The following is a 26,720-nucleotide window of genomic DNA, read 5'->3' on the forward strand; positions in this document are numbered from 1 at the left end:
TTAAAACCTTCTTGCAAAACGTCATGCAAAAAAAATTATCGTTGGTAGTCGCTTCAGTCGTTCTGCTCGGCATGTCCGCTTGCAGCTTGTTGCCTGAAAAAGTGGATGAGACCAAAAACTGGTCCGTTACGAAATTATACTCGGAGGCGCGTGAAGAAATGGCCGGGCAGCACTATGAAGCTGCAATCGGCCTGTTCCAGAAGCTGGAGGCTAACTATCCTTTCGGCAACTATGCCCTGCAAGCGCAGATGGAGATCGCTTACGCGTATTATAAGTCGGGAGACCAGGCGCAGGCATTGGCCGCCGTCGAACGCTTCATCAAGTTGCATCCGAACCACGCCAATGTGGATTATATGTACTACTTGCGGGGCCTGATCAGCTTTAACGACCAGATCAGCTTCCTGAACTTCCTGTACGAACAGGATCCGACCGAGCGCGATCCGAAAGCCACGCGCGAAGCGTTTGCGGCCTTCAAGCAATTGGTGGACAAGTTCCCGAACAGCAAGTACGCCCCCGATTCGCTGGCCCGCATGAATTACCTGATCGATGCGATGGCGAAATACGAAGTGCACGTGGCGCGCTATTACTACCGCCGTGGCGCCTACCTGGCCGCCGCCAACCGCGCGCAAACGACGGTGAGCGACTTCGCCGCCTCGCCGGCCATCGAGGAAGCGCTGTTCATCATGTACCGCTCGTATGACAAGCTGGGCCTGACCGACTTGCGCGACGACACCTTGCGCGTGCTGACCAAGAACTACCCGAACACGGCATTCCTCAGCCCGGAAGGGGTGAACAAGGAACGCAAGTGGTGGAAGTTCTGGCAGTAACATAAGAAAAACCGGGCTAGCCCGGTTTTTTTTCTTGCTTCGCCCCCAAAAGCAAGAACCGGGGTCGTCCCCTCAGGATACGACCCCGGCTTTTGCAACTGGGCGGGGGCTTTACCGATCCATTCGCGCCTATTCGCCCACTTTGCGCCTAAATACCCAGCTGGTGTCATTCGACGCTTCCGGCACGAAGCCGTAGCCATCCACGTCGAACTGCTTGAGCTGTTCGGGATCGCGGATGGCGTTGACGGCGGCGTAGCGGGCCAGCATGCCGCGCGCGCGCTTGGCGTAGAAGGAGATGATCTTGTACTTGCCGTTCTTCCAGTCCTCGAACACGGGCGCGATGACGGGCACGTCCAGCTGGCGCGGCTTGACGGATTTGAAATATTCTTCGGATGCCAGATTGACCAGCACCTTGGCGCCCTGCTCCTTTGCCGTGCGGTTCAGGCCTTCGGTGATGGTGTCGCCCCAGAAGGCATACAGATCCTTGCCGCGCGCCGTCGACAGGCGCGTGCCCATTTCCAGGCGGTGCGGATGGATCAGGTCGAGCGGGCGCAGCAAGCCATACAGGCCCGACAGGATGCGCACCTGCGACTGGGCGTAGGCCAGCTGGGCCGGCTGCAGGCTGCGCGCCTCGAAGCCCGCATACACATCGCCGTTGAAGGCCATGATGGCCTGGCGCGCGTCGTCGAGCCTGGGCGTCCAGGACGCATAGCGGGCCACGTTGAGGGCCGACAAAGTGTCGGAAATGCCCATCAGGCTGCCCACTTCGGCGGGCGAAAACTGGCGCATGCGTTCGATCAGCTGGGCGGAATGGTCGAGAAAATCGGGGGTGCTGTGCAACGAGGTTGTTGGCGGCGTCTCCAGGTCGAGACTCTTGGCGGGCGAAAGCACGATCAACATAAATTATCACTACAGAATAGAATTGCCGACATGATACCTGCTCCACAAAAACTCGTCCTCGACACCAACGTTTGTCTCGACCTCTTCGTCTTCAACGATCCGCGCTGGGCCCCCTTGCTGGCGGCCATGGAAAGCGGCGCCGTGCACGCCATCACGCGCGAAGATTGCCGCGAGGAATATCTGGTCGTCTTGCATTACAAACATCTGCCGCTCGATGAAGCCAGCCGCGCCGTCGCCGCCGCCCGCTTCGACAGCTTGATCACGGTGGTGGCGCCTGTCGCTTCCAGCGTGCGCCTGCCCGTGTGCACGGACAAGGACGACCAGAAATTCCTCGAACTGGCACGCGACGCCAATGCCGACGTGCTCATCACCAAGGACAAGGCGCTGCTAAAGCTGGCGCGCAAGACGGCCAAGGCAGGCATGTTCAGGATCATGGTGCCGGAAGGCTGGGCACTGCCGGCCTGAGGCGGCAAGGCCGCCACCGGAACGGGGCGCGCTGCGCTAGAATAGGCAACGATTCCATTCTTGCCTTGCGCCACTACCGTTCATGAACAGCCCGTCCCTGCCCTACCCGACTCCCAGCCTGACCACCCGCCTGCCCCTGGTGGGCACGACGGTATTTACCCGCATGTCCAGCCTGGCGGCGCAGCACGGCGCCGTCAACCTGGGCCAGGGTTTTCCCGACTTCGATTGCGACCCGGCCCTGGTCGAGCTGGTCAGCGACGCCATGCGCGCCGGCCACAACCAGTATCCGATGATGACGGGCGCCGCGCCCTTGCGCGAGGCGATTGCCGCGAAGATCGCCAGCCTGTACGGCCACGCCTACGATGCGGGCACGGAAATCACCGTGACGGCAGGCGCCACGCAGGCGCTGACCACGGCAATCCTGTGCTGCGTGCATCCGGGCGACGAAGTCATCGTCATCGAGCCGGCCTATGACAGCTACCTGCCGGCCATCGCGCTGGCCGGCGGCGTGCCCGTGCTGGTCTCCATGCAGGTGGGGGAACAAGGCTACAGCGTGCCGTGGGACCAGCTGGCCGCCGCCGTCAGCCCCAGGACGCGCCTGATCATCATCAACACGCCGCACAATCCGACGGGCACGATTTTGCGCCCGGCCGACATCGCCGCGCTGGCCGACATCGTGCGCGGCACGCAAATCTTGATCTTGTCCGACGAAGTATACGAGCACATGGTGTACGACGGCGTGCGCCATGAATCGCTGAGCCGCCACCCGGAACTGGCGGCGCGCAGCTACATCGTCTCCAGCTTCGGCAAGACCTATCACGTGACGGGCTGGAAAGTGGGTTATGTGGCGGCGCCAGCGGCCCTGACGGCCGAGTTCCGCAAAGTGCACCAGTACAACGTGTTTACCGTCAACACGCCGATGCAGCACGGCCTGGCCGGCTACATGGCCGACCCGCAGCCCTGCCTGGACTTGCCCGCGTTTTACCAGCACAAGCGCGACCTGTTCCGCGGCGGCCTGGCCGGCAGCCGCTTTTCCCTGCTGCCGGCCGACGGCACGTACTTCCAGTGCGTGCGCTACGATGGCATTTCGCAAGAGAGCGAAGCGCAGTTCGCCGAATGGCTGACGACGGAAATCAAAGTGGCGGCCATTCCCGTCTCCGCGTTTTATGCGCAGGGCAAGGAGTCGGGCATCGTGCGCTTCTGCTTTGCCAAGAAAGACGAGACCTTGCGCCTGGCGCTGGAGCGCCTGCGCAGCATATAACCGAGCACGGCTTCGCCACGGCGGGGCAAAGGATGACAGCATGGTACAGCGTCGCATCGGCCCGGCCGACCTGGTTCCCGGCGAACCCCTGCCCTGGGATTTGTTCCTGGCTGATCATAGCGCAGGCCCGCAACTGCGCAAGGGGCAGATCATCTCGGATGGCACGCAGCTGGGGCGGCTGTTGCAGCTGGGCCTGTATGTGGGCGCGCCGGATCAGCCCTCCGTCCTGCGCCTGCTGAACGAAGCGGCGCAGCGCCTGGAGCGCTTGCTGCTGGACTTGCGCAGCGAAAACAACGCCGAGCGCGACGTGCGCGACATCGCCCGCGAACTGCTGCGCGCGCTCGACCACGATGCCGACATCGCCCTGGCCAGCATCATGCTCAACCAGATCGCCGGCAGCTACGCCGTGCGCCACTGCATCGAAACGGCCTTGCTGGCCATGCTGGTGGGGCGCGGCATGCACAAATCCCACGACGAACTGCTGCTGATCGGCGCCGCCGCGCTGACCATGAACGTGGGCATGCTGCGCCACCACGACAGTTTCCAGGACCGGCGCGGCCCCTTGAACGACGAGGAAATGCGCATCGTGCGCCAGCACCCGCAGGAAAGCGAGGAACTCTTGCGCTGCGCCGGTGTCGACGACGAGGAATGGCTCAGCTGCGTGCTGCTGCACCATGAAAACGACGACGGCAGCGGCTATCCGCAGGGGCGCACGGCCGATGAAATCCTGCAAAACGCCAAGCTGATCGGCCTGGCCGACCGCTATTGCGCCCGCGTCTCGGCGCGCAACTACCGCCGCTCCATCCTGCCCGACCAGGCGCTGCAGCACATCTTCCTCGACCAGAACCTGCCCATCGACCCGCTGCTGGGCGAGCAATTCGTCAACCTGCTGGGGAAATATCCGCCAGGCACATTAGTCCGCCTGCGCAGCGGCGAACTGGGCGTCGTCACGCAGCGCGGCGCCGCCCACGTGCATCCGCTCAGCGACCCTCTGGGCGCCCCGCTGGCCGCCGCCGAACTGTCGCAGCTGGCGCCCCGCGACACGGCAGACAGCCGCTTTGCCATCGTATCCTCGCTGCACGAAGACGATGCGGGCCTGCATTTCAGCATGCGCCATGTGTGGGGCGATGAGGCGCGGCTGTAGCGTGGGCAGGCCAAGGCCGCAGCGCACGCAATGTCCGGCAAATGCCACCTTACTGTTTCGCAGGACGGATGCCCGTGTACTGCGCGCTGACCAGCAGCCATTCGTTGCCGCTCAAGCGGGCGACATAGCCGGCGCGCATGGCGAAGGCACGGGCGCTTCCATCCTGGTTGAGACGGTATGACAGGCGTGCCGAAATGAGCGCGGTATCGCCGAGCAGGCGCACCACAGGTTCGTCGACCTGCAGCTGCGGGCTGGGCCGCTTCTGTCCCGGCGCATAAAAGGAAAGCATTTTTTCACGTCCGTCCACTTCGCCCACCGGCGATATTTCCACATAATTCTCGGCCGTGATGGCTTTCAGCGTAGCTTGATCAAAGTTATTCTGCGCCTGCGCATGCCGCTGTACCAGGGCAACAAGTTCGGCATCGCCGGACGCCGCGTTCGCGCTACCGATAACGCCGAAGGCGCCTAGCAGGCAAGTGGAGAGAACATGTGAAAAGGTCAATTTCATGGACAATCATCCTGGTCGAGGTCATTGGGAAGCGTCCGTTGCCTGCTGCGGCAGTATCGGACACTCGCTTGCGGCCGCTCATTGCGAGAAAACCCACTGCATGCTATCCCCTTTCCCTTTTCTGGCGCATGCCAGTGCGACAAACCGCTTGATTGGAGGATTGAAATGCAATTTCGCCGGCTCGGGATGCGCATGGCGATGCGTTCAAAGACGCCCGCAAGCCATGCCTCAGCGCTCTCGCTCAGGAGCATCGAGCAACTTCTGTTGCAGATCAAGGTTGAGCGCCCACTGCTCTTCCACGGGAATGGCGCGCCGCGAGCTGGTCTTGAGGGAGCCTTCTTGCGTCCACAGAAATGGATAAAAATTCAGGCATAGGTCGCCGGACAAGGGCAATTCGGGCAATGCGTCAAAGTCCTGCGCATCGCCGGGCTGCCGGCCGTAAAACTGCCGCAACTGGCGAGTAAAAGCCCATTCGACAAACGCCGTGAAGCCGACCTCCAGCGCCTCCCACGCCAGTGTCTCGGGCGCGAGGTAATACATCTTGCCCTGGTCGGCCCCGAGTGCGCCGCCGTTGATGGCAAAAAAGCCGCCGAGCACGTCGTCGGCCACCAACAAAAAACCCTCGCTCTTTCCGTCGTTCCACGTAGCAATGTTCCGCTCCAGCTTGCCATGCCCTGAGCCCAATATCCGGAGCCAGCCGTCATCGACGAGGATGCCGCCGGTTTCATAGGCGATCGCGCCGAGGGGCGAACGCGTGGTGACCTGCAGGCTCAGCAGCACGTCCTCCCTGCGGGCCGAGGGCGGCAGCAATTCCACCTGGATCTCGGCCTCGCTGGCCCATTGCCTGATCAGCGGAAACGCTGGGTCTTCACTATCCAATAATTCATTCAATGTACGCATTCCACCTGGCCTTATCGATGACCGCTTCCGGCGGTCGGAGAGTGCATGACGACGCTGGCACTGCCCGGCGGGCAGCGCCCGGCATTCCAGCGGCTCGCCCCTGGCGCGATGCAGTGTCGCTGACGACATCTGCACGCTCCGCAAATTTTACACAGACACTCCCCAGTCCCCCTGCACGCCTGCCGCCGGCCACGCAAAGCCGGCCTGATGCCGGCGTCCGGCATGCCGTGCATTCCCCCGTATCGACCGTTCATCCTGCGCCTGGCGCCATTCGTCCTCCCGCGCTCGCCCGCCAGGGCGGCCGCACATACCATGCCGATATGACCACTCCACTCCAGTTCAAGTCCGGCCAATTGTATGGCGACGCGCATCACGGCGCGCGGCAGCCTTTTCGATATCCGCCGCCGGAAGGCCACGCGTGGCAAGGATGAAGCCGAAACGCACCGGCATGACGATGCCCGCTTCGTCTTCGTCCTGTCCGGCACCTATATTTCCAGCGCCTTGCACGACGCACCGAGAGCGCTTCGTCGATGGCAAGGGCAGTTTAATTGCTGACCAGTCCGACCATGCCGACATTGATGCGCCCGTAAGCGACCTTCATTTTGCGGACGTCAAGTATGCGCGCAGTCCATGCGTGAGCACGAAAGGAAACACGCTCGCGTGATCTTCATCCTCGAAGACCCGCAAGCGCGTCTTCAGGCCGGGGAACTTGCGCGATTTCAACTTTCCATCGAATTCGCGCAAGTCGGCCAGCATGTCGGCCTCGTCTTCCAAGCGCGAGCGTTTCTTGCCCGCCGCCAGCTTTTCCCGGCCGCCGATGCCGAAGAAGACGGATGCGGGCAGGTCCTTGTGGCTGGCGGCATACGCCTGCTCGCGGTCGAACATCACGCCCGCGTCGTACCACAGCGAAGGACTGCCGAGGATGTAATGCTCGAAGGTGCGCGGTTCCGTCAGCAGGAATTGCAGGCCCAGCAGGCTGCCATAGGAGTGGCCGATAAACACCTTGCGCTGCATGTTCACGCGGTAATGCTGCGAAATAAAAGGGAAGACCTCGCCCGAGATGAACTGGCCATACGCCTTCGCTTCGCCGAACGCCGCTTGCCGTCCCGGCATGTCCGAGCGGTAATCATGCTTGCGCGGTGTGGTGGGCGTGTAATCGCGGCGCCGGCTGTACACGCCGCCATCGCCATTCGCATACGACAATCCCACCACGATGACTTCTTCCATGCCCGCATGCTTGTTCAGGCGCTGCGCAATATTGCGCACGACGGGAAACGCATAATTGGCGTCGGTGACGAACAGCACCGGATAGCGTTTATTGCCCTGCCGATAGGAATCGGGCAAGGCGACATACAGCTGGTAGTCGCGCTTCAGGGCCTGCGCGCGGATATCGCGCACTTCCGTATTCTCAAGGACGTAGCCGGCAGGCGCGCTGGCGGGGGCGGCAAGTGCGCTGTTGAGCAGGCCGCACAATGCAAGCAGCAGGCCAAGGGTTTTCAAATTACGGGATTTCAAACGGTGCTCTCCATGTCGTGGTGATGGCAGCCCGGCATGCGCATGCAAGACCGGGCAATGCGCCGGTGGCGCCTACTTCGCCGCTGCCGCCGCCAGCTGCACCAGCTTGCGCTCGACAAAGGCCTGCAGTGGCGGCGACAGGGTTTGCAAGCCCTTGGCCCGCTCGAACGCCTGGCGCGCCTGGGCCGGGTGGTTGTCGGCTTGCAAGGCGATCCCCAGGCCCATCCACCAGACGCTGTTGTCGGGCGCCGTCTGCAGGGCCAGCTGGTATTGCTCGGCCGCTTCGCGGTAGCGCTGTTCGCGCTGCAGCACGCCGGCCAGGAAGGCGCGGTAGTCGCCGTTGTCGGCGGCGTATGGCAGGCTGCGCGTCAGGGTGTCGAGCGCCGCCGGTCCGCCGTTGGCTTTATCCAGCTGCAGGCGGGCCAGCATCATGGCCTGCGCCGGCTGTTTCGGGTCCAGCGCCAGGCTCAGCTGCAACTGGCGGGCAGCCTCGTCGGGACGCTGCGCTTCTAACAGCAGGCGCACCAGGGTTTCGCGCGCGCCCTGGTGGCGCGGGTCCAGCTGCAGGGTCTGCAACAAACCGGCCATCGCCTCGGACACGCGGCCCTCCTGCAACTGGGCCAGCGCGCGCCGGTATTCATTCTCCACGCGCTGCTGCGGCGTGACTTGCTTGCCGTCGACAATGCGTTCGCCGACGGCGGGCGCCGCCGCCTTTACCGCAGGCGCCGCGTAGGGCTTGGCGGCACTGCCCGTGATGCGGCGCATTTCCATGTCACCAATAGCGGCTGGCGCCCTGGCCTTCGCCTTGACTGGCGGCCCGGCCTGTTCCGCGGACGCCGCAGCAGGCGCGGCGACCGGCTCTGCCGGCGCAGGGACTGGCACGGGTGCAGGCTCCGCCACGACCGGCGCAGGTGGCGCCGCAGGAACGGTGGCGGGAACCAGCGGCGTACTGGCCACGCTGACCAGCACGGGCGGCACGGCCGGACGCTTCCAATATACCCAGCCCAGCGCGATGGCGGCCGCCGTCAAGCCGGCCGCGCCGCCGAAGACCAGCGCGCGCGAGATGCCCCGCTCGCGTTCCGGCACGGAGCGGATGCCGCCGGCGTCGGCGCGTCCGTCCGCCGTGCCGCGGGCATCGAGGTCTTGCAACATCTTGTTAATCAGGCTCATCTACAGGCTCATCTTCGTCATCGGTTCAATAAAGTCCAGCTCACGCCACAGGCGGCGGCCAGCACGCCGGCGCCGGCCAGCCACGGCCATGGGCGCGTCCAGAAGCGCCGCTTGCTGGCCAGGGTATCGCTGGCGGCCAGCGCCACGTGGCGGCCGCTGACCTGCTGCCGTCCTTCGCCATACGCCGCCATCAGGGCCTTGTGCGCCATGATGTTGATCAGCCGCGGAATGCCGCCGGAAGCCTTGTACAGGCGCGCCACGCCGCTGCGGCTGAACAGGCGCGCGCCGTCAAAACCGGCCACGCGCAGGCGGTGCGCCACATAAAACTCCACGTCGTCGCGCGAGAGCGGCCCCAGGTGATAGTGGAAGGTGATGCGTTGCGCCAGCTGGCGGATTTCCGGCAGGGCCAGCTTGACGTCCAGCTCCGGCTGGCCAAACAGCACGATCTGCAGCAGCTTGCGCTTTTCCGTTTCCAGGTTCGTCAGCAGCCGCAGCGCTTCCAGGCTGTCGACGGGAATCGCCTGCGCCTCGTCCAGGCACAGCAGCACGCGCTTGCCTTGCGCCGCCAGGTTCAGCAGGCGCAGGTTGATGGCGCGCAGCAGCTGGTGCTGCTCAATATCCTTTTCCAGCAAGACATCGAGGTCCTCGGCCAGGGCCAGGATCAGGGAACGCGGCGGCAGGTTCGGATTCGGGATGTAGGCGGTCACGAACTCCGGCCCCAGCGACTGCATGAACTTGCGGCACAAAAAAGTCTTGCCCGTCCCCACTTCGCCAGTGATCTTGATGAAGCCCTCGCCGTTGCGCGCCGCCACCAGCAGGGTGTTGAGCGCCTTTTGCGATTGCGGGCCATTGAAAAAGAAACTGGTATCGGGCGTGAGGCCGAACGGCGCCTCGCGCAAGCCGAAATGGGCCTGGTACATTTAGCGCCGCTCCGACGGACGGCGCGGGTCGAGCGCCTCGATGCGCTTGCCAGAATCGAGCAAGTCCTCGTTCCAGCTATTCGCGCCATCGACGATGGTCGGCTTGATCAATACCACCAGTTCGCGCTTCTGGATCACCTGCCCCGTGTTGCGGAACAGCGCGCCCAGCACGGGAATGTCGCCCGCGCCCGGCACTTGCGAGCGGTCCGCCGTCGTGGCCTGGCGCATCAGGCCGCCGATGGCGACGATGCGCCCATCCTGGCTGCGCACCATGCTGTCCATCTCGGACGTGCTGGAAGCGGCCAGCGGCAGCTTCAGCGAACCGGCACTGCCCAGGTCGATCTCCTTGCTGATGGTCGACACCTGGCTGACGGACGGGTGCACGTGCAGGATGATGTTGCCGTCCGCATCGATCTGCGGCGTCACGTCCAGCACCACGCCGGAAAAGAAGGGTTGCAAGGTGACGTTCGGACTGGTGGTGGCGCCGCTGGCCGTCGTGTTCGTGGTGGTTGACACGCCCGTCACGTAAAACTCGTCCGTGCCGATCTTCAGCACGGCCTTCTGGTTGTTCATGGTGGCGATGCGCGGGCTCGACAGCACGTGCACGGAGCCTTGCGACTCCAGGAAGGAAATCATGGCGGCAAAGTTCGCCGTCTGGAACGCCAGGCCGAACATGGAACCGGCCGAGTTCGCCGCCGAACTGAGGCCGAAGCCGCTGCTGGCCGTCAGGCCGCTGCCATTCGTCATGTTGGGCGGCTGGCCGCCGTTGAACGGCAGCGGCGCCAGGGTGCCGCCCGGCTGGATGAAGCCGGTGGAGACGCGGTTCGTGTGGCCGCTCTTGATCGAGGCAAACGACGCCCAGTTGATGCCCGTCTGCGTGTTGTTGTTGAGCTCGACTTCGAGGATTTTCGCTTCCAGGATCACCTGGCGGTCAACGGACAGCTGCGTGGCCTTCAAATACATGTCGACATTGCGCAACTCTTCCGGCATGGCGCGGATGACGATCACGCCCGATTGCGGGCTGAGCACCACCTGGCGCCCCCCTTCGGTGCCGCCGACGATGGCTTCCAGCGACAGCTTCAGTTCACGCCAGAAATCCGCGTTCGAGGTGGTGGTCAGGTTGCTGCTGTCTTCGCCGGGCACCAGGCCGCCCGGGTTTTGCGTGCTGTTATTGTTGTTGCTGCCACTGCCGCCCGTGCCGCCCGACGTGGTTGCGCCCACGGAGGAAACCGAGGTCGACGAGACGCGCAGGTTCGACGTGCCCTTGCGCGCGCCCGTCAGGTAATTGACGTGGAACATCCGCGTCTGCATGGTCAGGGGCTTGATGTAGATCTGCGTGCCCTCGACCTTGTAGTCGTAGCCATACAGTTCGCGCACGGCGTCGAGCGCCTGGAACAGGGTCACATCCTTCAGGTTCGCGGAAATCGTGCCGCCGATGTCAGGGTGGACCAGCATGTTGTAGCGCGTGCCCGCCACGATGGAAGTGAAGAACTGGCGCGCCGGCACATTGTTGAAGGCCACGTTGAAACGCTCGTCGAGCGCGGCGCGGGCCTTCGGCAATTGCTGCGCCAGGGCCGCCACGGGCGGCAGCAGCGCCGCTTCCACGGCATCGGGCTGGCTGGCCGGAGTGGTGGTGGCCGCCGCGCCTTTCACGGCATCGCTAATGGCATTGTAGGTATCGCGCTTGACGGGCGCGACATTGCAGCCGCCCAGGCCCAGGCTGACGCCGATAACCGCCGCCATCGTACTGATCTTGAACATGCTCGCCTTGTGTTGATTGAATTGCTTGGCCACTTCGTCTACTCCTGCTTGCGACCGGTCCTGGAACCGGCCTTGGACTGATTGTCGGTCTTGCTGTCCGGGTACAGCGTGAAGGTTTCCAGCGTTTTCCCACGCCGCAATAGCACGGCCGTGTCGCGGATGTCCGTCACCACGGCATCGCCCACCTTGCTGCCGACCCTGACCACCTGGCCATCGATGACGGCCACGCGGCGCCCGCCCGGCTTGTTGGAAATGAGCACCGATTGCAGTTGCGGCCGCGCCGGGCCAACGGGCACCGCGCTGGCGGGCGCCCACAGGGCGGCTGGCGGACGCGTAGGGTCGTCCAGCGCCTGCGCCTGCGCGCCCGGCCCGGCCAGGCCCAGCGCAAAAAGGGCCGCCAGCGCTGGGGTCAGAGTGCGATCCATGTGTCGTCCATGCTCAGAGTATATAAAGTCAGGGTCAGCGTCGCGCCCGGATACGTGTCTGCAGCGAGCTGGGCCTTGCCCCAGAACACCCGCGTCGGCATCGCTTGCAGGGCCTGCATGTATTGCACCATGTCCGCATAGCTGCCCTGCAGCACCACCTCCACGCCATGCCGGTGCAGCACGGCGGCGGGCCCGCCGGCGGCCTCGGCCTTGCCCTTGGCGCTATCGCTGTCCGTTGTCCGGCCTTCACCGACGGTGCTGCTCGGTAAAGTTTTCAGCGCAACCACGCGCAGGCCGGCATGCCGCCGCAGCAAGTGTTCGAGCAGCGTGACCATGCGCTCGGGCGCCACCAGGCCATGCTGCTGTTGTCGCAGTTCCTGCTTCAGGGCTTGCGTTTCGGCCAGGATCGCCGCCAGGCGCGCACGCGCGTCGCGGTCCGGATCGGCAGCGTGGGCCAGCATGATCAGCTCGATTTCCTTGTTCGTCGCCGTCAGCAGGTTTTGCTTCTGTGAAATGCTCGCCGCGAGCGCCGCGCGTTTCGCCAGCAAGGGATTAAAGCTCATGAAATAAAACACGAACAGCACGGCGGCGGCACCGGCGCCAAAGACCATCAGCCGCTCGCGCAGGCTGAGGGCATCGAAGGCGGCGGCCCATTTTTTCAGCAGGGGCAGCATCAGCGTACCCCTCCCGCTGACGCGGCCGCTGGCGCGGGCTGGTTCGACGATTGCAGGCTGAATGCCACATAGGGCACGCCCGGCGCCTTGCCTTCGGCTACGGCGGCCTGGGGCGGCGGACCGATGTCGAGGCTGGCGAAGGTCTTGCCCTTCAATACTTCCTGCCGGCCCAGGCGGCTGATGTAGGCCGGCAACAGCGAGGCATGCAAGGCGCGGCCCTGCAAGCCGATGGCATTGCCGGCGCCGGCGATATCCACGCCCGTCAGCCAGACGCCTTCCACCCTCGCCTGCGCCAGCGCGCGGAAATACTCGGCGTAGCCGCGTGTATTGCCCAGCTCGCCGCTGGCCAGCACGGCCGAGGCGTCCTGCAGCAGTTGGCGCTGCGCTTCGGCGGCCGCCAGCTCCTGTGCCAGGGCCGGATCTTTCTTGTGCGGCGGAAAATCGCGCGCAGTCTGGTCGCGCTTGGCTTCGAGCTGCGCCAGCGCCGCCGCGACACCGGCCTCCCGCTGTGCCAGTTCCGTCATCGAACGCGTGCCCAGCACGCTCAAGACCAGCAAGCCCAGCGCCAGCCCGCCCAGGGCCAGGCCGGCCGTGCGCGCCGACATATGGTGGGTTTGCGGTTCAAACTGGGGGTTGAACAGATTGATCTGCTGGCTCATGCGCCCTTCCCTTCGCTCTTGCCCTGCTCGCGCAAGGCCGCGCCGATGGCCAGGAAATAGCGCGCCTGCATGGCCGGTTCGCGCAATTCGGCGAGCTGGGAAAAGTCCAGCACGCTGGCCAGGTCGAGACGCTCGACCGGCATGTACAGGTTGTCGGCAAGGTAGGCGTGCAAGCCATCGGTGCCGTCCGTCATCAGCATCAGGCGCGCCAGGGAAATGAAGTGGAATTGGCGGTCGAAGTGGTCGAACGAGCGCTGCAACTCCAGGGTGACGCGGTCGTAGTATTGGCTGGCGTCGGGCGACTGCAATTGCGCCAGGCTCACGTCAATGCGCCGCGCCTGGTACAGCTCGCCGTTGAAGCTGATCGTCAGCAAGCCGCCATCGCCGTCAAAGGAGAGCACGGCGATGCCGCGCCCCGGGGTTTCCAGCAAGGTGGCGATATTGCGTTGCGCCATCTCGGGAATATCGATCACGGACAGGCCGATCTTGCATTCGGCATACAGCGCCTGGCGCCGCGACACGGCGTTGTTGCGCGCGGCCACGGCAAACACGCTGCTGCCGCGCTGGGTGCCGTTCGGGTCGCCAGGGATATCGAACACGTCGATGGTGGCCTCGGCCAGGGGGAAGTCCAGCATGTCCTTCAGGCGCCAGCCCACGGCCGTCTTGAGTTCTTCACGCGGCACGGCTGGCGCTTCCAGCGACAGCAGCTGGTATTCGCCGCCGGCCAGCACGGTGGTGCAGTGGCGCGACGCCGCTTGCAATTCCTTGCCCAGCTTTTCCAGCGCCTCGACCGGCGCGGGCCGTGCCGCCGCCTGGTAGCTGGCGCCCAGCACGCGCGGCATGCCGTCGGCGGGACGCTCGACAACGACAGCGCTGACACCTTCGCGGCCAAATGCCGTCGCCATCCAGCCATCGTCTTTCTTTGCTCTTGCGAATAAACCCATGCGAACTATCCAGTGTAAGTGCCTGCCCGATCTTGCCGCGCAGATAATGCATCAAACCAATTTTAATTCATGAAACCAATTTATTGTGCATAAACAACAAATTAGCGATGCTTTTCTCCACGCCCCTCAATTTGCGAGCACCGCCTGCAAGCGGCGTTGCACATAATCGGCATTGTTCTGCGGATTCGGACACCCTGCGGCCCCTGGCCGGTTGCACGCGGTGGCCGTGATGGTCCAGGTGCGCAAGGTACCGGGACCGGTGACCAGCGCGCACTGCACATTGACGGTAAACGTGGACAGCGAGGTACCGGCAGGCAAGGCAAACGTGGCGCCCGGATCGCACTGCCCATCGATCAGCTGCCGGTACACGCCCCACTCGAGGCCCGCGCGCGCGGCCTGCTCGGCGCGCGCGCCCTGCACGTCCAGAACCGACTCCGTTTGCTGGAAAGTGGAGATATTCACCATCACGGCGGCCAGCGCGGCCAGTACCACCAGCAGGAAAATGGCCGTGACCAGGCTGAAGCCGCGCATGCGGCGCAGCCGGCCGGCGGTTGGCAAGCGATGCTTCATGGCGTATTCCTTGCCTGCACCTGCTGCACCAGGCGCACGATCCCCGTGTTGCTGCCCGCCACGCCCAGGCTCAGGTCGACACTCACCAGGCCGCGCTGCACATTGTCCAGGATGCTGTAGCTGAAACGGCAGGCGGCCACCTGGCGCGCCAGCAAGGCCCCATTCGCCGCCAACAGGGGCGCCGTGCCCGCAGCGGCCGGCTGGACGGACTGGATGGCATAGCCCGCATAGCGGGTCAGGCTGCCCGTGCCCAGGTTGCAGGCATAGGTGACGGGCATCGTTATCACCTGAAAACGGTTTGATGGCGATGGCAGCGGGGCCGGGTCCGTGGCAAACGGATTGCTGGCCAGCGTGACCTCGTTGCCGGCCACGCCGCTCACGCTCGCGCGGTTGCAGCCCGTCGCGGCACTGCAGGCATAGGCGTCGTTCGCCGTGTACGCCGTGCCCAGGTTATAGACGACGACCTGGTCGCCCACCCGGATGGCCTGGCGCGTGCCCAGCGTATCGGCCGGCGCGGCGCCGACGAGGGTAAAACTGAACGGTGCCGGCGGATTCGGCACGGCGGTAAAGCTCAGCACGTTGCCCAGGCCCGGCGGATCGCTCTCGCTCAGATAGCGCCCGCCTGTCCTGGTCAGCAGCAGCTCCAGGTACAGGCCATCGGCCGACACGCGCACGCTGTTGGGCAGGGCCAGGCGCACGTCGCGCGTCAGCCGGCGCGTGGCCGTATCGGCCGTGTCGGCCAGCGCCGCGCGCGCCGTGACGTCCACATAGCCCTGCACGGGCACGCGGATGAAGACGGCGACCATGGTGCCGATGATGCCCGTGATGACGATCACGATGACCATCTCCACCAGGGTAAAGCCGCGCCTGCGCAACTGCATGGGAGTGGTCTTCATGGGATATTGTTCGGTGCGTAGCGCGTGCGGTAGCCATCGAGCACGACCTGCTGCTTGTCGCCATAGCTCACCGCGACCGTAATGCGCAAGCCGACGAGCGCGGGCGAAGAGGGATAGGCTTGCAGTGTGGTCACGGGGCGGATGGTTACGCCGCTTGCATAGCCGGACGGAAAAGCGACACCCGCCGCATCCGTCGCGTACTTGAGCTCCTCGCCATAGGCTTTCACATAATCGTTGACATTATCAAAAGGCCGCCCCACGCCGCCAGCCTCCTGGCCCGGCCCTTCCGGGATCGCGCAGTCGGCCACGCTGGCGGCCGTCGCGGCGGCGGGGTCTTGCGGATCGCAATAGGTAAAGCGCGCCAGTTCGATTTCTTCCAGCATGCCTTCGGCGATGGCCAGCGCCTGCTTGCGCAGCTGCGGATCGGCGCTGCGCTGCGTCGTCATGCTCATCACGCCCAGGATGGCGGCCGACGCCACGCCGACGATGACGATGAACAGCACCAGCTCGATCAGGCTCACGCCGCGCTGGCGCCGCCGCGCGCTAATACACATAGCCGGTCTCCCCTTCCACCGTCACGCTGCGCGAGGTGCCGTCGCCTCGTACGGTGATGGCCAGCCGCGCGGGGAAAGTCGATGCCGCCGGAAACACATCGGTCAAGGCATACGGCTTGCCCAGCGCGTCGAAATAAAAGCCGCCGATGGCCGCGCCGTTCGGCAGGGCCACGCTGGCCGGGCGGCCTTCGCACAGCCAGGCGGTTTGGCCGGCGCAGGAGGCCAGCGTTTCCTTGCGGCCACTGTTGCTGCCCGCAGGCGGCAGCACCCGGCTGGCCGCCGAATCGCAGGCGGCTGTAAAGCACAAGGCCACCCGGTCGGCATTGACGAGGACAAATACGGAACGGTTTTGCGCGATTGCCAGTTTTTGCCCGTAGCGCACGATATTGGCCACCTGGTCGCTGAAACTGCGTGCATCAAAGGTGGCGCGCTGGAAAAACCGGGAGGCGGCAAACGTGGCCAGCAAGCCAGCGATCACCAGCACGGCCACCAGCTCGATGAGGGTGAAGCCGCGCGCGCCACGGCGCCGCGGCCAGCCTGGCGGCGCTGCGTCGGAGTGCGGGAAAACGGTCGGTGGCTGTGGCAATGGATGGCCCGTAAAAAAGCCCAACTGGCAAAGCCTGGGGTTGGGCTGGGGACGCGCAAGGAAGGCCGGCGCTGCCTGGCGTTCCTTGCAGGGGGTTACAAGCTTAACCGCAAGTGCCTGCGGTTGCATTTACTGCGATAACAGGCGCTCCGCCCGCTGCGGCAGGTGCCGTGTACACCACCGAGCAGCTGGCGCGGGTACTGGCTTTGTCCACCGCGACGGTCATGACGGAACCGGCAAAGGTGATGTTGTAGTCATCGACCGACAAGCCAGCGGCTTCCTGAATGCCATCCGCACTGGCAGCGGGGTAGCCAAACGCATCCTTGATTGTCTTGCCTTCCATCACGACTGCCTTGGTCGGGTCGCCATTGACCAGGTATTGCGCGTGGTACAGCGCCGCACCCGCCTTGACGGCGCCAGCGGCCGCCTGCATCTTGGCCACGCGCGCATCGGTCGACATGTCGATGAATTTAGGAATGGCCGTCGCCGCCAGGATGCCCAGGATAACGATGACAACGATCAATTCGATCAGGGTGAAACCCGCCTGGGCGCCGCTCTTCAGACTACGTAAGGATTTGTTCATACCAACTCTCCAAAATCAATTAAAAACATCAAAAACTTGAAACTTCCGCTGCGCCGCACTCAGTTTGCTGCCGGGTCCGGCGATTTCCACGCCACGATATCGGGCTCCTGGGCGAGCTTTTCAATCTCGGCGTCCGCACCCGGCAAGATTACCTTAAATTTCACCACATCAACCTTCGTAGCAGGAAAAATATTGCCTTCACTTAACAAATAAATGATTTTTTGCTCTGTTTTGTCGTACAACCAGTTCCCCGCAGGTAATTTATCGAGCTCCGGCTGCGCGAACTCGCCCAGGTAATTGGCCGGCTTGTCGGCCAGCCAGTCGAAGGGATTCTGCCGCGCCAGCGCCGCGATCTCGGTGCGCTGGCCCGCCAGGTACAGGTGCAGCACCTGGACCCGCAAACTGGTGCGCAAGGCGCCCAGGGTCTGCGCCATGGCCACCCGCTGCGCCTGCTGCTGGTAGTCGCTCACGCGGCTCAGCAACACCGTCACCAGGATGGCGAACACGGCCGCCACCACCGCCAGCTCGAACAGGGTAAAGCCGCGCTGGCGGACGGGTGGCGCCATCAGTGCAGGGCCGCCCGGCCCAGGTCCCAGATCGGCAGGAAGATGCCCAGCGCCAGCACCAGCACCATGGCGCCGAGGAAGACGATGAGAATGGGCTCGATCTGCGCCGACAGGGTCTTGAGTTCGTAATCGACTTCGCGCTCGTACATGTCCGCGATCTCGTCCATCAGGTCGTCGAGCGAGCCCGATTCCTCGCCCACGGCGATCATCTGCAGCACCACGGGCGTAAACACATTGGCTGCCACCGAGGTGCGCAAGATGCTTTCGCCGCGCTCGACGCCATCGCGCATCTGCTCGACGCGCGCGCTCAGGTAGGTGTTGTCGACCGTTTGCGACACCACCGTCAGCGCCTGCACGATGGGCACGCCGCTGGTGCTTGACAGCGCAAAGCTGCGGGCGAAGCGGGCCATGGTGCCCTTCAGGATGATCTTGCCGGCGATGGGCAGGCGCAGCTTGGCGCGGTCCCACTTGTACAGGCCCTCTTTCGTGCGCAGCCAGGCGCGCCAGCCGAAAAAGCCGCCCGCGCCCGCCAGCAGCAGGATGGGCCAGTACTCGACGGTGAACCGCGAGGTCGCGATCAGGATGCGCGTCATCAGCGGCAATTCCGCATGAAAGCTGGCAAACACTTTCTCGAACTGGGGAATGACGAAGATGTTGACGATGATCATCGCCGCCAGCATGGCGATGACGACGAAGGTCGGATAGCGCGTCGCCGTTTTCACGCGCGAACGCATGTCGCGGTCGAATTCCAGGTGGTCGAACAGGCGCAGGAAGACCTCGTCGAGGCGCCCCGTCATTTCGCCCACGCGCACCATCGACAGATAGAACGGCGTGAAAACGGCCGGGTGGCGCGCCATGGCGGCCGACAATTCGCGCCCCGCATCGAGCGACTCGCGCACGTCCTTGATGATGCGGCCAAAGGCGGGGCTGATGGCGGACTCCTGCAAGCCGGCCAGGCCGCGCATGATGGGCACGCCCGCCTTCAGCAGGGTGTACAGCTGGCGGCTGAACAGCTGCACGTCCATGGGCGTGACTTTTTTCTCCGTCAGCTTGTCCCACCAGTTCAAGGTGCTGGCACCGGCCCCCGTCACCGTCTGCCTGGTAACGCTGATATCGACGGGGGTGATGCCGCCCGCCATCAACTGGTCGGCCACGGCGCCGCTGTCGGCGCCTTCCATCACGCCGGTCAGCAGTTCACCGTTGGCATTGCGTGCCTTGTAAGCGAAGAACGGCACCTCAATCCTCGCTCTGGTTGCTGATGCGCATCGCTTCCATCACCGTCGTGCGGCCGGCAACCACCAGCTGCACGGCGTGGCGGCGCAAGGTTTCGCCCGCCATCTGCGCCGTCGCCACCTTCATGAAGTGGGACGGATCGGCATGGTTGGCGGCGTCGGCCACGGCGCGCGTAATTTCCAGCAACTCGTACACGCCCGTGCGGCCCCGGTAGCCCATGCCATTGCAGTGCGAGCAGCCCTTGCCGTGGAAATACTGGTTGCGCTCGACCAGCTCGCCCAGTTCCAGGCGCAGCCATTCGTATTCGTTCGGCGTGGGCGCATACGGCGTGCTGCAGCTTTCGCAGATCACGCGCACGAGGCGCTGCGCCAGCACGGCTTGCAGCGAGCTGCCCACCATGTAGCGGGGCACGCCCATGTCCATCAGGCGCAGCGGCGTGCTGATGGCGTCGTTGGTGTGCAGGGTCGACAGCACCAGATGGCCCGTCATGGCGGCGCGCAAGCCGATCTGCGCCGTTTCCTGGTCGCGCATTTCGCCGACGAGCACGATGTCGGGATCCTGCCGCAGGGCCGAACGCAGCACCCTGGCAAAGTTCAGCTCGATCTTGTCGTTGACTTGCACCTGGTTGATGCCAGGCAAGCGGTACTCGACGGGGTCTTCCACCGTGATGAGCTTTTTTTCCACGGAGTTCAGTTCGGCCAGGGCGCAATACAGGGTCGTCGTCTTGCCGCTGCCCGTCGGTCCCGTCACCAGCACGAGGCCGTTCGGGCGGCTGACGATGGCGCGGAACTGCTCCACCAGCGCCGGCGGCATGCCGATGGCGTCCAGACGCAAGGTGGTGCCGCCCTGGTTCAGCAGCCGCATCACCACCGATTCGCCGTACTGGGTCGGCATGGTGGAGATACGCACGTCGATGCGCTGGTTTTTCACGCGGATGGCGAAGCGGCCATCCTGCGGCAGGCGCTTCTCGGAAATATCCAGGTCCGACATCAGCTTCAACCGCAGCGCCAGCGAGCTGGCGATCTTGCTGTCCGCTTCCGTCTGCAGGTGCAGCACGCCGTCGATGCGGAAGCGGATCTGCAGCCGGCCTTCCTGCGGCTCGATGTGGATGTCGGAAGCGCGCACCTGCGTGGCATCCTCAAACACGGATTGCAGCAGCTTGACGATGGGCGCCTCTTCCAGGCCCGGATTGACGGCCAGGGCGCCGAAGTCGACGGACACGTCGCCCAGGTCCTGCTCCAGCTCGCGCGTCAGGGTGGAAATATCTTCCGTGCGGCGGTAGATGCGGTCGATGGCGGCCAGCACTTCCGTCTCGTTGACGACGGCCAGTTCGATCTGGCGCTTGACCAGGCGCGAGATCTCGTCGTAGGCGAACAGGTCGGTCGGATCGGACATGCCAACCAGCAAACCCTCGCGGCGGTCTTCCAGCACCAGGGCGCGGAAGCGCCGCGCCTGGGTTTCCGGCAGCAGCCGCACCAGCTCGGGATTGATGTTGAAAAACTTCAGGTTGATGTAGGGAATGTCCAGCTGGCGCGCCAGCGCGCCGGAAATCTGCTCTTCCGTGACAAAGCCGTGCTCGACAAAGACCCGTCCCAGCTTGCGCCCGGAGCGCTTCTGCTCCGTCAAGGCCTGGCCCAACTGTTCTTCCGTCAGCAGTTTCTGCTGCACCAAAATTTCACCGAGCCGGACTTTCTCTGGCCTTGCCATGCTTACTCCTCGACAAATTCAACAGACGGCGCACGCCAGCGGTGCGCGAGAGTATTTTATTCCAGAACCTGTTGTTTCTTAAAGAAAATATATTCCAAGGTTTGATTTTTGTGCATTTCAACACTGTACAAGTAAACACTTGCCGGGCACCCGCGCGCGTGGCAATAATGAAGGTCGTCCACCGTTTTTTTCGCCCACTGTCTCCCATGAACGCCAGCGCCATCGAGTTTCACAACGTGCATACACAGCTGGACGGCATGCGCGTCCTGCGCGGCGTCGACCTGCAGGTGCGCGCGGGGGAACTGTTCGGCCTGGTGGGCGTCAATGGGGCCGGCAAGACCACCCTGCTCAAGTGCCTGCTGGACTTTTGCACGCCGCAACAGGGCAGCATCGCCATCTTCGGCCAGCCGCACCGCCTCAGCGCGGCGCGCCTGCCCCTGTCCTTCCTGCCCGAACGCTTCCAGGCACCCTACTACCTGACGGGCGACGATTTCCTGCGCTACCTGGCGCGCCTGCACAAGGTCGCGCATGACGAACAGGCGGTACGGCAGGTGCTGGCGGCGCTGGAACTGGCGCCGGAAGCCCTGTGCCGTCCCGCGCGCACGTTTTCAAAAGGCATGATGCAAAAGCTGGGACTGGCCGCCTGCCTGCTGTCCGGCAAGCGGCAACTGTTGCTCGATGAACCGATGAGCGGACTCGACCCGAAGGCGCGCGCACAGTTCAAGCAGGCGCTGCGGCAATGCCAGGCACAGGGACGGGGCGCCCTGCTCACCGCGCATGCCCTGGCCGACGTGGAAGAGCTGTGCGACCGCATGGCCATCCTGCATGCGGGCCGCATCGTCTTTGCCGGCACGCCCGCCGCCTGCCGCGCGCAGCATGGCGGCGCGCCCGATGCCAGCCTGGAACAGGCGTTCCTCAATTGCATCGCGACATGAATACCGCCTCCCGCCCAGGCGGCGCGCCCGGCGCTGCAGGCGATCACTACGCGCCGTCGCCGCACGGCATGTATCTGCGCCATTTCGGCTTGCGCACGGCGCCGTTCGGCATCACGCCCGACCCGGCCTTCTTTTACCCCGGCAACACACGGGGCGAATTGCTTGCGGCGCTGCTGTACGCCGTCACGCAGGGCGAAGGCATCATTCAGCTGACGGGGGAAGTGGGCAGCGGCAAGACCATGCTGTGCCGCATGCTGGCCGAGCGCCTGCCGCCCCGCGTCGATGTGCTGTACCTGCTCAATCCCAGCCTGGCACCCGATGAAGTCATGCACGCCATCGCCGCCGAACTGGGCCTGGATCTGGCCGGCCATGGCGCCGATGCCGTGCTGCGCGCCCTGCATGCTGAACTCATCAACAGACATGCGGCGGGACGCCAGGTGCTCTTGCTGGTGGAAGAAGGACAAGCCATGCCGGTCGACACCCTGGAAGCGCTGCGCCTGCTGACAAACCTGGAAACGGCCAGCCACAAGCTGCTGCAAATCGTGCTGTTCGGCCAGCCGGAACTGCAGCACACCCTGGACTTGCCCCAGCTGCGCCAGCTAAAGGAGCGCATCACGCACAGTTTTACGGTACCGCGCCTGCCGCCCGCCTTGCTGAACGACTACCTGGCATGCCGGCTGGCGGCGGCCGGCCGGATGGCACCGCTCGTCTTCACGCCGGCCGCCCTGCGCCAGCTGGCGCGCGCCTCGCAGGGCATCGTGCGGCGCATAAACATCCTGGCCGACAAGGCCCTGCTGGCGGCCTACGCCGACGATGCGCAGGAAATCCATGCGCGCCATGTGCGCCTGGCCATTGCCGACAGTCCCTTCCGCCCCGCACCCTGGCATGCGGGCAAGCCGCTGGCCATCGCGCTGGTGGCGCTGATGCTGTTGCTGGCTGCCACGCTGCTGTGGCAATGGCTGGCGCCCGGGCACGGCGGCGCAACGGCCGCGACCACGTCAACAACTGCGGCGACAACTGCGGCCGGCACGCCCCCCCTCCCACCGCCCACGCCATTGCTCGATCGCAGCTTGCTGGCATCGCGCCACTGGCTGGCCCAGCAAGGCGCACAACAGCTGACCGTGCACATTGCCAGCCTGCCAGCCGCCGACACGGCCGCCGCCGAAGCGTTCCTGCTGCAGGCGCAGCAAGCCATCGGCCTGCGCGACTTGCACGTCTTCCGCCTGCCTGCCGCGACGCCGCCAGCCCGGCACATGGGCACGCGGGACGCCGTGCCGGCTGGTGCCCCCGCGCGCCTGCTGTTTGTCTATGGCAGTTTCGCCGACCGCGCCAGCGCCGAAGCCCTGTGGTCGCGGCTGCAAGGTACATCGCCGCAGAAACTATTGCTGAGTAACATGGACAATATCCGCACGGAAATGAATGCCATCGAACACGAAATGCGCTGACGTGGTACACCCTGATTTTATTTCTTTTTATTCCCTCCATGCCCTGCACAGACGATTGCTTTTAGAGGATCATGGTGGTTAAAATTGCTAAAGCACAACACGACTTCAAGGGCGCACTTTTCATGACTCAACACCCTATTCCCGTGCTGGCCTCTCGCCTCGCCCTCGCCTGCAGCGCCATGCTGGCCGGTTGCGCCTCGCATCAAATGCCCTTGTCGCCCGGTCACCTGAATGAAGCGCCGCGCCCGGCAGGCGCCATTCCCGAACCGGTACAGCAGAGCAGCGTGCTGCCTGCGCCGCTGCCGGCCGCGCAGGCGGAAACGTATAGCGTGACCGTGCACAAGGTGCCCGTGCAATCGCTGCTGTTTGCGCTGGCGCGCGACGCCGGCATGAACGTGGACATCCATCCGCAGATCGAAGGCAGCGTGACCCTGAACGCGCTAAACCAGACCCTGCCGCAATTGCTGGCACGTATCAGCAAGCAAGTCGATATGCGCTACGAAATCGATGGCAAGAATCTGCTGGTGCTGCCGGACGCGCCCGTCTGGCGCAATTACAAGGTCGATTACGTCAACATGGCGCGCAGCACCAACAGCAGCGTCAATATCGCCACGCAGATTTCCACGGCCGGCGGCGGCAGCAACAGCGTCAGCAATCCCAATGGCAATGCCCAGGGCAGCAGCGGCAATGGCAATAACAATTCGACGACCCTGGTGGTGAATCGTTCGGAAAATAATTTCTGGTACAGCCTGGAAAAAAATATCCGCGACCTGCTGCGCGAAACCACGCTCAACGACGTGCAGGTGGACCCGCTGGCACAGCTGAACCAGCAGTTGACGAATGCCCAGGGCAATGCGCAGGGCCAGCAGGGACAGGCGGGCCAGCAAGGGCGGCAGCAGAGCCAGGGCGGCTATCCGTCGCCGCAGGCCGGTGGCGGACAGTACGGCAATGCGTACGGCGCCCTGGCCCCGATGCAGGCCGGCGGCCAGTATGCGCCGGGCCAGCAGCAGGGCAATGCGAATGCCAACCCGTCCCAGCCGGTCGATGCGAACGGCCTGCCCTTGCTGAAACTGGCGAACAAGGGCAGCCCGTCCTCGGTGGTGGTCAATGTCGAGGGCGGCCTGATCGCCGTGCGCGCCACGGGGCGCCAGCACGAGAAAATCGCCGAATTCCTCGACGTGGTGCTGCACAGCGCCAAGCGGCAAGTGCTGATCGAGGCGACCATCATCGAAGTGCGCCTGAGTAATGAGTACCAGCAAGGCATCAACTGGTCGCGCCTGACGGGCAGCCTGCAGCTGCGCCAGCAGCAAGTGGGCAGCCCGCCGCTGCCCTCGGGCGTGACGCCGGGCGCCACGCCGGGCATCTTCGTGCTCAATTACCTCAAGGACAGCTTCAGCACCACCATCCAGTTGCTCGAATCGTTCGGCAAGGTGAAAGTGCTGTCCAGCCCGAAGATCAGCGTGCTCAACAATCAGACGGCGATGCTGAAGGTGGTGGACAACAATGTCTTCTTCACCATCAAGGTCACGCCCGCCGTGATCAGCTCGACAGGCACCATCACCACGCCGGCCACCTATGAATCGAAGCTGGAAACCGTGCCCGTCGGCTTTGTCATGAGCGTCACCCCGCAGATTTCCGACAGCGACGAAGTGACCTTGAACGTGCGTCCCACCATCACGCGCATCGTCGGCTACGTGCAGGATCCGAACCCGGCCCTGGCGACGGCGAATGTGCAGAGCCGCGTGCCCGTGATCCAGGCGCGCGAACTGGAATCGATCATGAAGGTCGGCAATGGCCAGATCGCCGTGATGGGCGGCCTGATGCAGGATTCCATCGACAATGCCAAGGATGGCGTGCCCGGCCTGTCCAGCCTGCCAGTGGTGGGCAACTTGTTTACCTACCGTAACGAGGCCAACAGCAAGACGGAACTGGTGATCTTCATGCGCCCCGTGGTCGTCAAGGATGCCAGCATCGACGGCGACTACCGCGATTACCGCTACCTGCTGCCGGGCCAGGCCCCGCTCAACAGCCAGCCGTACACGGAGGGGCCGCCAGCGGCAGTGGTACAGCCGCAGGCCCGCCTGCAGGGAGACTTCCCATGAGCTTGCTGATGCAGGCGCTCAAGAAGGCCGAGCGCGCCAAGCAGAACAGCCTGCCCGACGAGGAGCTGGAAAAACCGTCGGAAGCCTACGACCAGGTGCTGGCACTGGCGCCGGCCGATGCCATGCCCCCCCGTCCCGCCGCAGCCACGGCCCCCGTGCAGACGCTGAGCACCCTGAGCCTGGAGCCGCTCGGCGACGCTCCCGCCATCGCGCCAGCGCCAGCACCGGCGCCCGCCCCCCTGCCGACGCCGCCTGACGCCAGCCCGGCCCAGGCAGCAACGGCACAGGCCGCCGGGCCGCAGCCGGGCCAGCGCGCCGAGCCGCCCCGCGCGCGTGCCGAGCCGCCGCCGGCCAAGCCCCGCGCCAGCCGCAGCAACACGCCGCCGAAAGGCCCGGCCGGCCCGATCAGCATCGACCCGGCCACCGTGCGCCTGGCCGTGCTGCTGGCCATCCTGCTGCTGGTGGCCGGCAGCATGGCCTGGTGGTACTGGCGCGCCAGCACCAGCCCCGGCGCGGGCGCCAACCTGCCCGGCGTGCCCATGCCGCTGACGGATGCGCCGGGCACGGCTGCCGCCGCCGGTTCCATCGTGGTGCTGGCGGCGCCGGGCGCAGGCACGGCGGGCGCCGCGGCGGCTCCCGAGCCGGCGCCCGCGGCCCTGCCGCCTGAATTGCAGCCGGCGCCGCGCCAGCAAGCCGGCGCGGCCGAACAGCAGGCGATGATACAGGCGGCCGCCCAGGCCGCCGTGGCGGCGCAGCTGGCGCAGATGCCGCCACCGGCGCCGCCCAGCCTGCCGCCCGTCGCCGCGCCCGACAACAGCCAGATCCAGGTGCTGCGCAACGCGCCCGCAGCGCAAATCGCGCCCGGCGTGCAGCAAGCCTACCAGGCCTTGAACGGCGGCCAGCTGGGCACTGCGCGCCAGCAATATGAAGCCGTGCTGCAGCAAGACCCCAATAACCGCGATGCGCTGCTGGGCCTGGCGGCCGTGGCCCTGCGCGACAAGCAGGGCGCGCAAGCCGCCACACTGTATGTACGTTTGCTGGAAATCAATCCTGACGATGGCGAGGCGCTGGCCGGCCTGATCGGCCTGCGCCAGGGCGACGTGGTGCAAAGCGAAGCGAAATTGAAGGCGATCCTGGCCCGTTCGCCCGACAGCGGCCCCGTGCTGTTCGCCCTGGGCAACGTGTACGCCAAGCAGCGCCGCTGGAACGAGGCGCAGCAGCAATTCTTCCGCGCCTACAGCGCCGTGCCCGGCAATCCCGACTATGCATTCAACCTGGCCGTGGGCCTGGACCGGCTGAACCAGCCGAAGCTGGCCGCCACCTATTACCAGCGCGCGCTGGCCCTGGCGCAAACGGCACCGGCCGCCTTTGACCGCGCCGTGGTGCAGGCGCGCCTGCGCGAACTGGGCATGCCGGCGGCCGCCGCGCCAGGCAGCGATCCGGCCATCATCATTACCCGTCAGGAATAAG

28 protein-coding genes are annotated in these 26,720 nt (G+C 64.9%); 9 read left to right on the plus strand and 19 right to left on the minus strand.

The genetic code is table 11. From position 1 onward, the window contains the following. Positions 1 to 23: 23 nt before the first annotated feature. The gene (locus tag ACZ92H_RS05210) at positions 24 to 827 is read left to right on the plus strand and encodes an outer membrane protein assembly factor BamD (protein ID WP_099377512.1); all 804 of its coding nucleotides are present in this window, start codon (positions 24 to 26) and stop codon (positions 825 to 827) included. 129 nt (positions 828 to 956) lie between these two features. Here ACZ92H_RS05210 and yaaA read toward each other — a convergent pair whose 3' ends face one another. Then, on the minus strand, positions 957 to 1,727 hold the full coding sequence (yaaA, locus tag ACZ92H_RS05215) for a peroxide stress protein YaaA (protein WP_131375174.1): 771 nt from the start codon (positions 1,725 to 1,727) through the stop codon (positions 957 to 959). A gap of 30 nt (positions 1,728 to 1,757) precedes the next feature. Here yaaA and ACZ92H_RS05220 point away from each other — a divergent pair, with 30 nt between their 5' ends. The 3 genes from ACZ92H_RS05220 to ACZ92H_RS05230 all read left to right on the plus strand — a co-directional run bounded on the left by ACZ92H_RS05220 (position 1,758) and on the right by ACZ92H_RS05230 (position 4,597). Beyond that, on the plus strand, positions 1,758 to 2,192 hold the full coding sequence (locus tag ACZ92H_RS05220) for a putative toxin-antitoxin system toxin component, PIN family (RefSeq protein ID WP_131375172.1): 435 nt from the start codon (positions 1,758 to 1,760) through the stop codon (positions 2,190 to 2,192). Positions 2,193 to 2,274: 82 nt separating this feature from the next. Then, on the plus strand, positions 2,275 to 3,453 hold the full coding sequence (locus ACZ92H_RS05225; RefSeq protein WP_131375170.1) for a pyridoxal phosphate-dependent aminotransferase: 1,179 nt from the start codon (positions 2,275 to 2,277) through the stop codon (positions 3,451 to 3,453). A gap of 40 nt (positions 3,454 to 3,493) precedes the next feature. Then, positions 3,494 to 4,597, plus strand: a complete 1,104-nt coding sequence (locus tag ACZ92H_RS05230; protein WP_465048570.1) for an HD-GYP domain-containing protein — start codon at positions 3,494 to 3,496, stop codon at positions 4,595 to 4,597. 49 nt (positions 4,598 to 4,646) lie between these two features. Here ACZ92H_RS05230 and ACZ92H_RS05235 read toward each other — a convergent pair whose 3' ends face one another. Both ACZ92H_RS05235 and ACZ92H_RS05240 read right to left on the minus strand, forming a co-directional pair. After that, entirely contained in the window at positions 4,647 to 5,105 is a 459-nt protein-coding gene (locus ACZ92H_RS05235; protein WP_131375166.1) for a nuclear transport factor 2 family protein, read from the minus strand. 228 nt (positions 5,106 to 5,333) lie between these two features. After that, positions 5,334 to 6,005, minus strand: a complete 672-nt coding sequence (locus ACZ92H_RS05240; protein WP_131375164.1) for a DUF2625 family protein — start codon at positions 6,003 to 6,005, stop codon at positions 5,334 to 5,336. Positions 6,006 to 6,362: 357 nt separating this feature from the next. On the opposite strand from ACZ92H_RS05240, the gene ACZ92H_RS05245 reads away from it, so the two are divergent. Further along, entirely contained in the window at positions 6,363 to 6,560 is a 198-nt protein-coding gene (locus ACZ92H_RS05245; protein WP_465048571.1) for a hypothetical protein, read from the plus strand. Positions 6,561 to 6,602: 42 nt separating this feature from the next. Here ACZ92H_RS05245 and ACZ92H_RS05250 read toward each other — a convergent pair whose 3' ends face one another. The 16 genes from ACZ92H_RS05250 to ACZ92H_RS05325 form a co-directional block, all read right to left on the minus strand. Then, on the minus strand, positions 6,603 to 7,520 hold the full coding sequence (locus ACZ92H_RS05250; protein WP_131375160.1) for an alpha/beta hydrolase: 918 nt from the start codon (positions 7,518 to 7,520) through the stop codon (positions 6,603 to 6,605). A gap of 72 nt (positions 7,521 to 7,592) precedes the next feature. Then, positions 7,593 to 8,690 (minus strand): tetratricopeptide repeat protein, encoded by a 1,098-nt coding sequence (locus ACZ92H_RS05255; RefSeq protein WP_465048572.1) that lies wholly within the window; start codon positions 8,688 to 8,690, stop codon positions 7,593 to 7,595. Between the two features lie 17 nt (positions 8,691 to 8,707). Then, on the minus strand, positions 8,708 to 9,610 hold the full coding sequence (locus ACZ92H_RS05260; protein ID WP_131375158.1) for an ExeA family protein: 903 nt from the start codon (positions 9,608 to 9,610) through the stop codon (positions 8,708 to 8,710). Next, positions 9,611 to 11,371 carry a pilus (MSHA type) biogenesis protein MshL gene (gene mshL, locus ACZ92H_RS05265; RefSeq protein ID WP_131375156.1) on the minus strand — a complete coding sequence of 587 codons (1,761 nt, stop codon included), beginning with the start codon at positions 11,369 to 11,371 and terminating at the stop codon, positions 9,611 to 9,613. It abuts the gene before it with no gap. 38 nt (positions 11,372 to 11,409) lie between these two features. After that, a complete protein-coding gene (locus ACZ92H_RS05270) occupies positions 11,410 to 11,796 on the minus strand; it encodes an MSHA biogenesis protein MshK (RefSeq protein ID WP_131375154.1) in 387 nt (128 codons plus the stop codon). After that, positions 11,781 to 12,470: a type II secretion system protein M gene (gene gspM, locus ACZ92H_RS05275; RefSeq protein WP_465048573.1), complete on the minus strand. Its 690-nt coding sequence runs from the start codon at positions 12,468 to 12,470 to the stop codon at positions 11,781 to 11,783. The genes ACZ92H_RS05270 and gspM overlap by 16 nt, the downstream gene beginning before the upstream one ends. After that, positions 12,470 to 13,129 (minus strand): PilN domain-containing protein, encoded by a 660-nt coding sequence (locus ACZ92H_RS05280; RefSeq protein WP_131375150.1) that lies wholly within the window; start codon positions 13,127 to 13,129, stop codon positions 12,470 to 12,472. Before ACZ92H_RS05280 ends, gspM begins: the two co-directional genes overlap by 1 nt. After that, a complete protein-coding gene (locus ACZ92H_RS05285) occupies positions 13,126 to 14,073 on the minus strand; it encodes an agglutinin biogenesis protein MshI (RefSeq protein WP_465048574.1) in 948 nt (315 codons plus the stop codon). Before ACZ92H_RS05285 ends, ACZ92H_RS05280 begins: the two co-directional genes overlap by 4 nt. A gap of 126 nt (positions 14,074 to 14,199) precedes the next feature. Continuing rightward, the gene (locus tag ACZ92H_RS05290) at positions 14,200 to 14,643 is read right to left on the minus strand and encodes an agglutinin biogenesis protein MshP (RefSeq protein WP_131375146.1); all 444 of its coding nucleotides are present in this window, start codon (positions 14,641 to 14,643) and stop codon (positions 14,200 to 14,202) included. Then, positions 14,640 to 15,539, minus strand: coding sequence for a prepilin-type N-terminal cleavage/methylation domain-containing protein (locus ACZ92H_RS05295; RefSeq protein WP_465048575.1), 900 nt, complete (start codon positions 15,537 to 15,539; stop codon positions 14,640 to 14,642). The genes ACZ92H_RS05290 and ACZ92H_RS05295 overlap by 4 nt, the downstream gene beginning before the upstream one ends. After that, a complete protein-coding gene (locus ACZ92H_RS05300; protein WP_465048576.1) occupies positions 15,536 to 16,093 on the minus strand; it encodes a type IV pilus modification PilV family protein in 558 nt (185 codons plus the stop codon). The genes ACZ92H_RS05295 and ACZ92H_RS05300 overlap by 4 nt, the downstream gene beginning before the upstream one ends. Continuing rightward, on the minus strand, positions 16,083 to 16,679 hold the full coding sequence (locus ACZ92H_RS05305; RefSeq protein ID WP_465048577.1) for a pilus assembly FimT family protein: 597 nt from the start codon (positions 16,677 to 16,679) through the stop codon (positions 16,083 to 16,085). The genes ACZ92H_RS05300 and ACZ92H_RS05305 overlap by 11 nt, the downstream gene beginning before the upstream one ends. Positions 16,680 to 16,782: 103 nt before the next feature. Further along, complete coding sequence (locus ACZ92H_RS05310; RefSeq protein WP_131375138.1) at positions 16,783 to 17,262, minus strand: type II secretion system protein; 480 nt, start codon at positions 17,260 to 17,262, stop codon at positions 16,783 to 16,785. 59 nt (positions 17,263 to 17,321) lie between these two features. Next, positions 17,322 to 17,828 carry a type II secretion system protein gene (locus tag ACZ92H_RS05315; RefSeq protein ID WP_131375136.1) on the minus strand — a complete coding sequence of 169 codons (507 nt, stop codon included), beginning with the start codon at positions 17,826 to 17,828 and terminating at the stop codon, positions 17,322 to 17,324. After that, entirely contained in the window at positions 17,828 to 19,063 is a 1,236-nt protein-coding gene (locus ACZ92H_RS05320; protein ID WP_131375134.1) for a type II secretion system F family protein, read from the minus strand. Before ACZ92H_RS05320 ends, ACZ92H_RS05315 begins: the two co-directional genes overlap by 1 nt. A gap of 1 nt (position 19,064) precedes the next feature. After that, positions 19,065 to 20,768: a GspE/PulE family protein gene (locus tag ACZ92H_RS05325; protein WP_131375132.1), complete on the minus strand. Its 1,704-nt coding sequence runs from the start codon at positions 20,766 to 20,768 to the stop codon at positions 19,065 to 19,067. A gap of 206 nt (positions 20,769 to 20,974) precedes the next feature. Between ACZ92H_RS05325 and ACZ92H_RS05330 the strand changes: the two genes are divergently transcribed. The 4 genes from ACZ92H_RS05330 to ACZ92H_RS05345 all read left to right on the plus strand — a co-directional run bounded on the left by ACZ92H_RS05330 (position 20,975) and on the right by ACZ92H_RS05345 (position 26,719). Further along, positions 20,975 to 21,703, plus strand: coding sequence for an ABC transporter ATP-binding protein (locus ACZ92H_RS05330; protein ID WP_465048578.1), 729 nt, complete (start codon positions 20,975 to 20,977; stop codon positions 21,701 to 21,703). After that, complete coding sequence (locus ACZ92H_RS05335) at positions 21,700 to 23,148, plus strand: ExeA family protein (protein WP_465048579.1); 1,449 nt, start codon at positions 21,700 to 21,702, stop codon at positions 23,146 to 23,148. Before ACZ92H_RS05330 ends, ACZ92H_RS05335 begins: the two co-directional genes overlap by 4 nt. Before the next feature lie 122 nt (positions 23,149 to 23,270). Continuing rightward, positions 23,271 to 25,250, plus strand: a complete 1,980-nt coding sequence (locus ACZ92H_RS05340; RefSeq protein ID WP_465048580.1) for a secretin GspD/PilQ domain-containing protein — start codon at positions 23,271 to 23,273, stop codon at positions 25,248 to 25,250. After that, complete coding sequence (locus tag ACZ92H_RS05345) at positions 25,247 to 26,719, plus strand: tetratricopeptide repeat protein (RefSeq protein ID WP_465048581.1); 1,473 nt, start codon at positions 25,247 to 25,249, stop codon at positions 26,717 to 26,719. Before ACZ92H_RS05340 ends, ACZ92H_RS05345 begins: the two co-directional genes overlap by 4 nt. Position 26,720: the final 1 nt, after the last annotated feature.

The organism is Janthinobacterium foliorum, assembly GCF_978021625.1.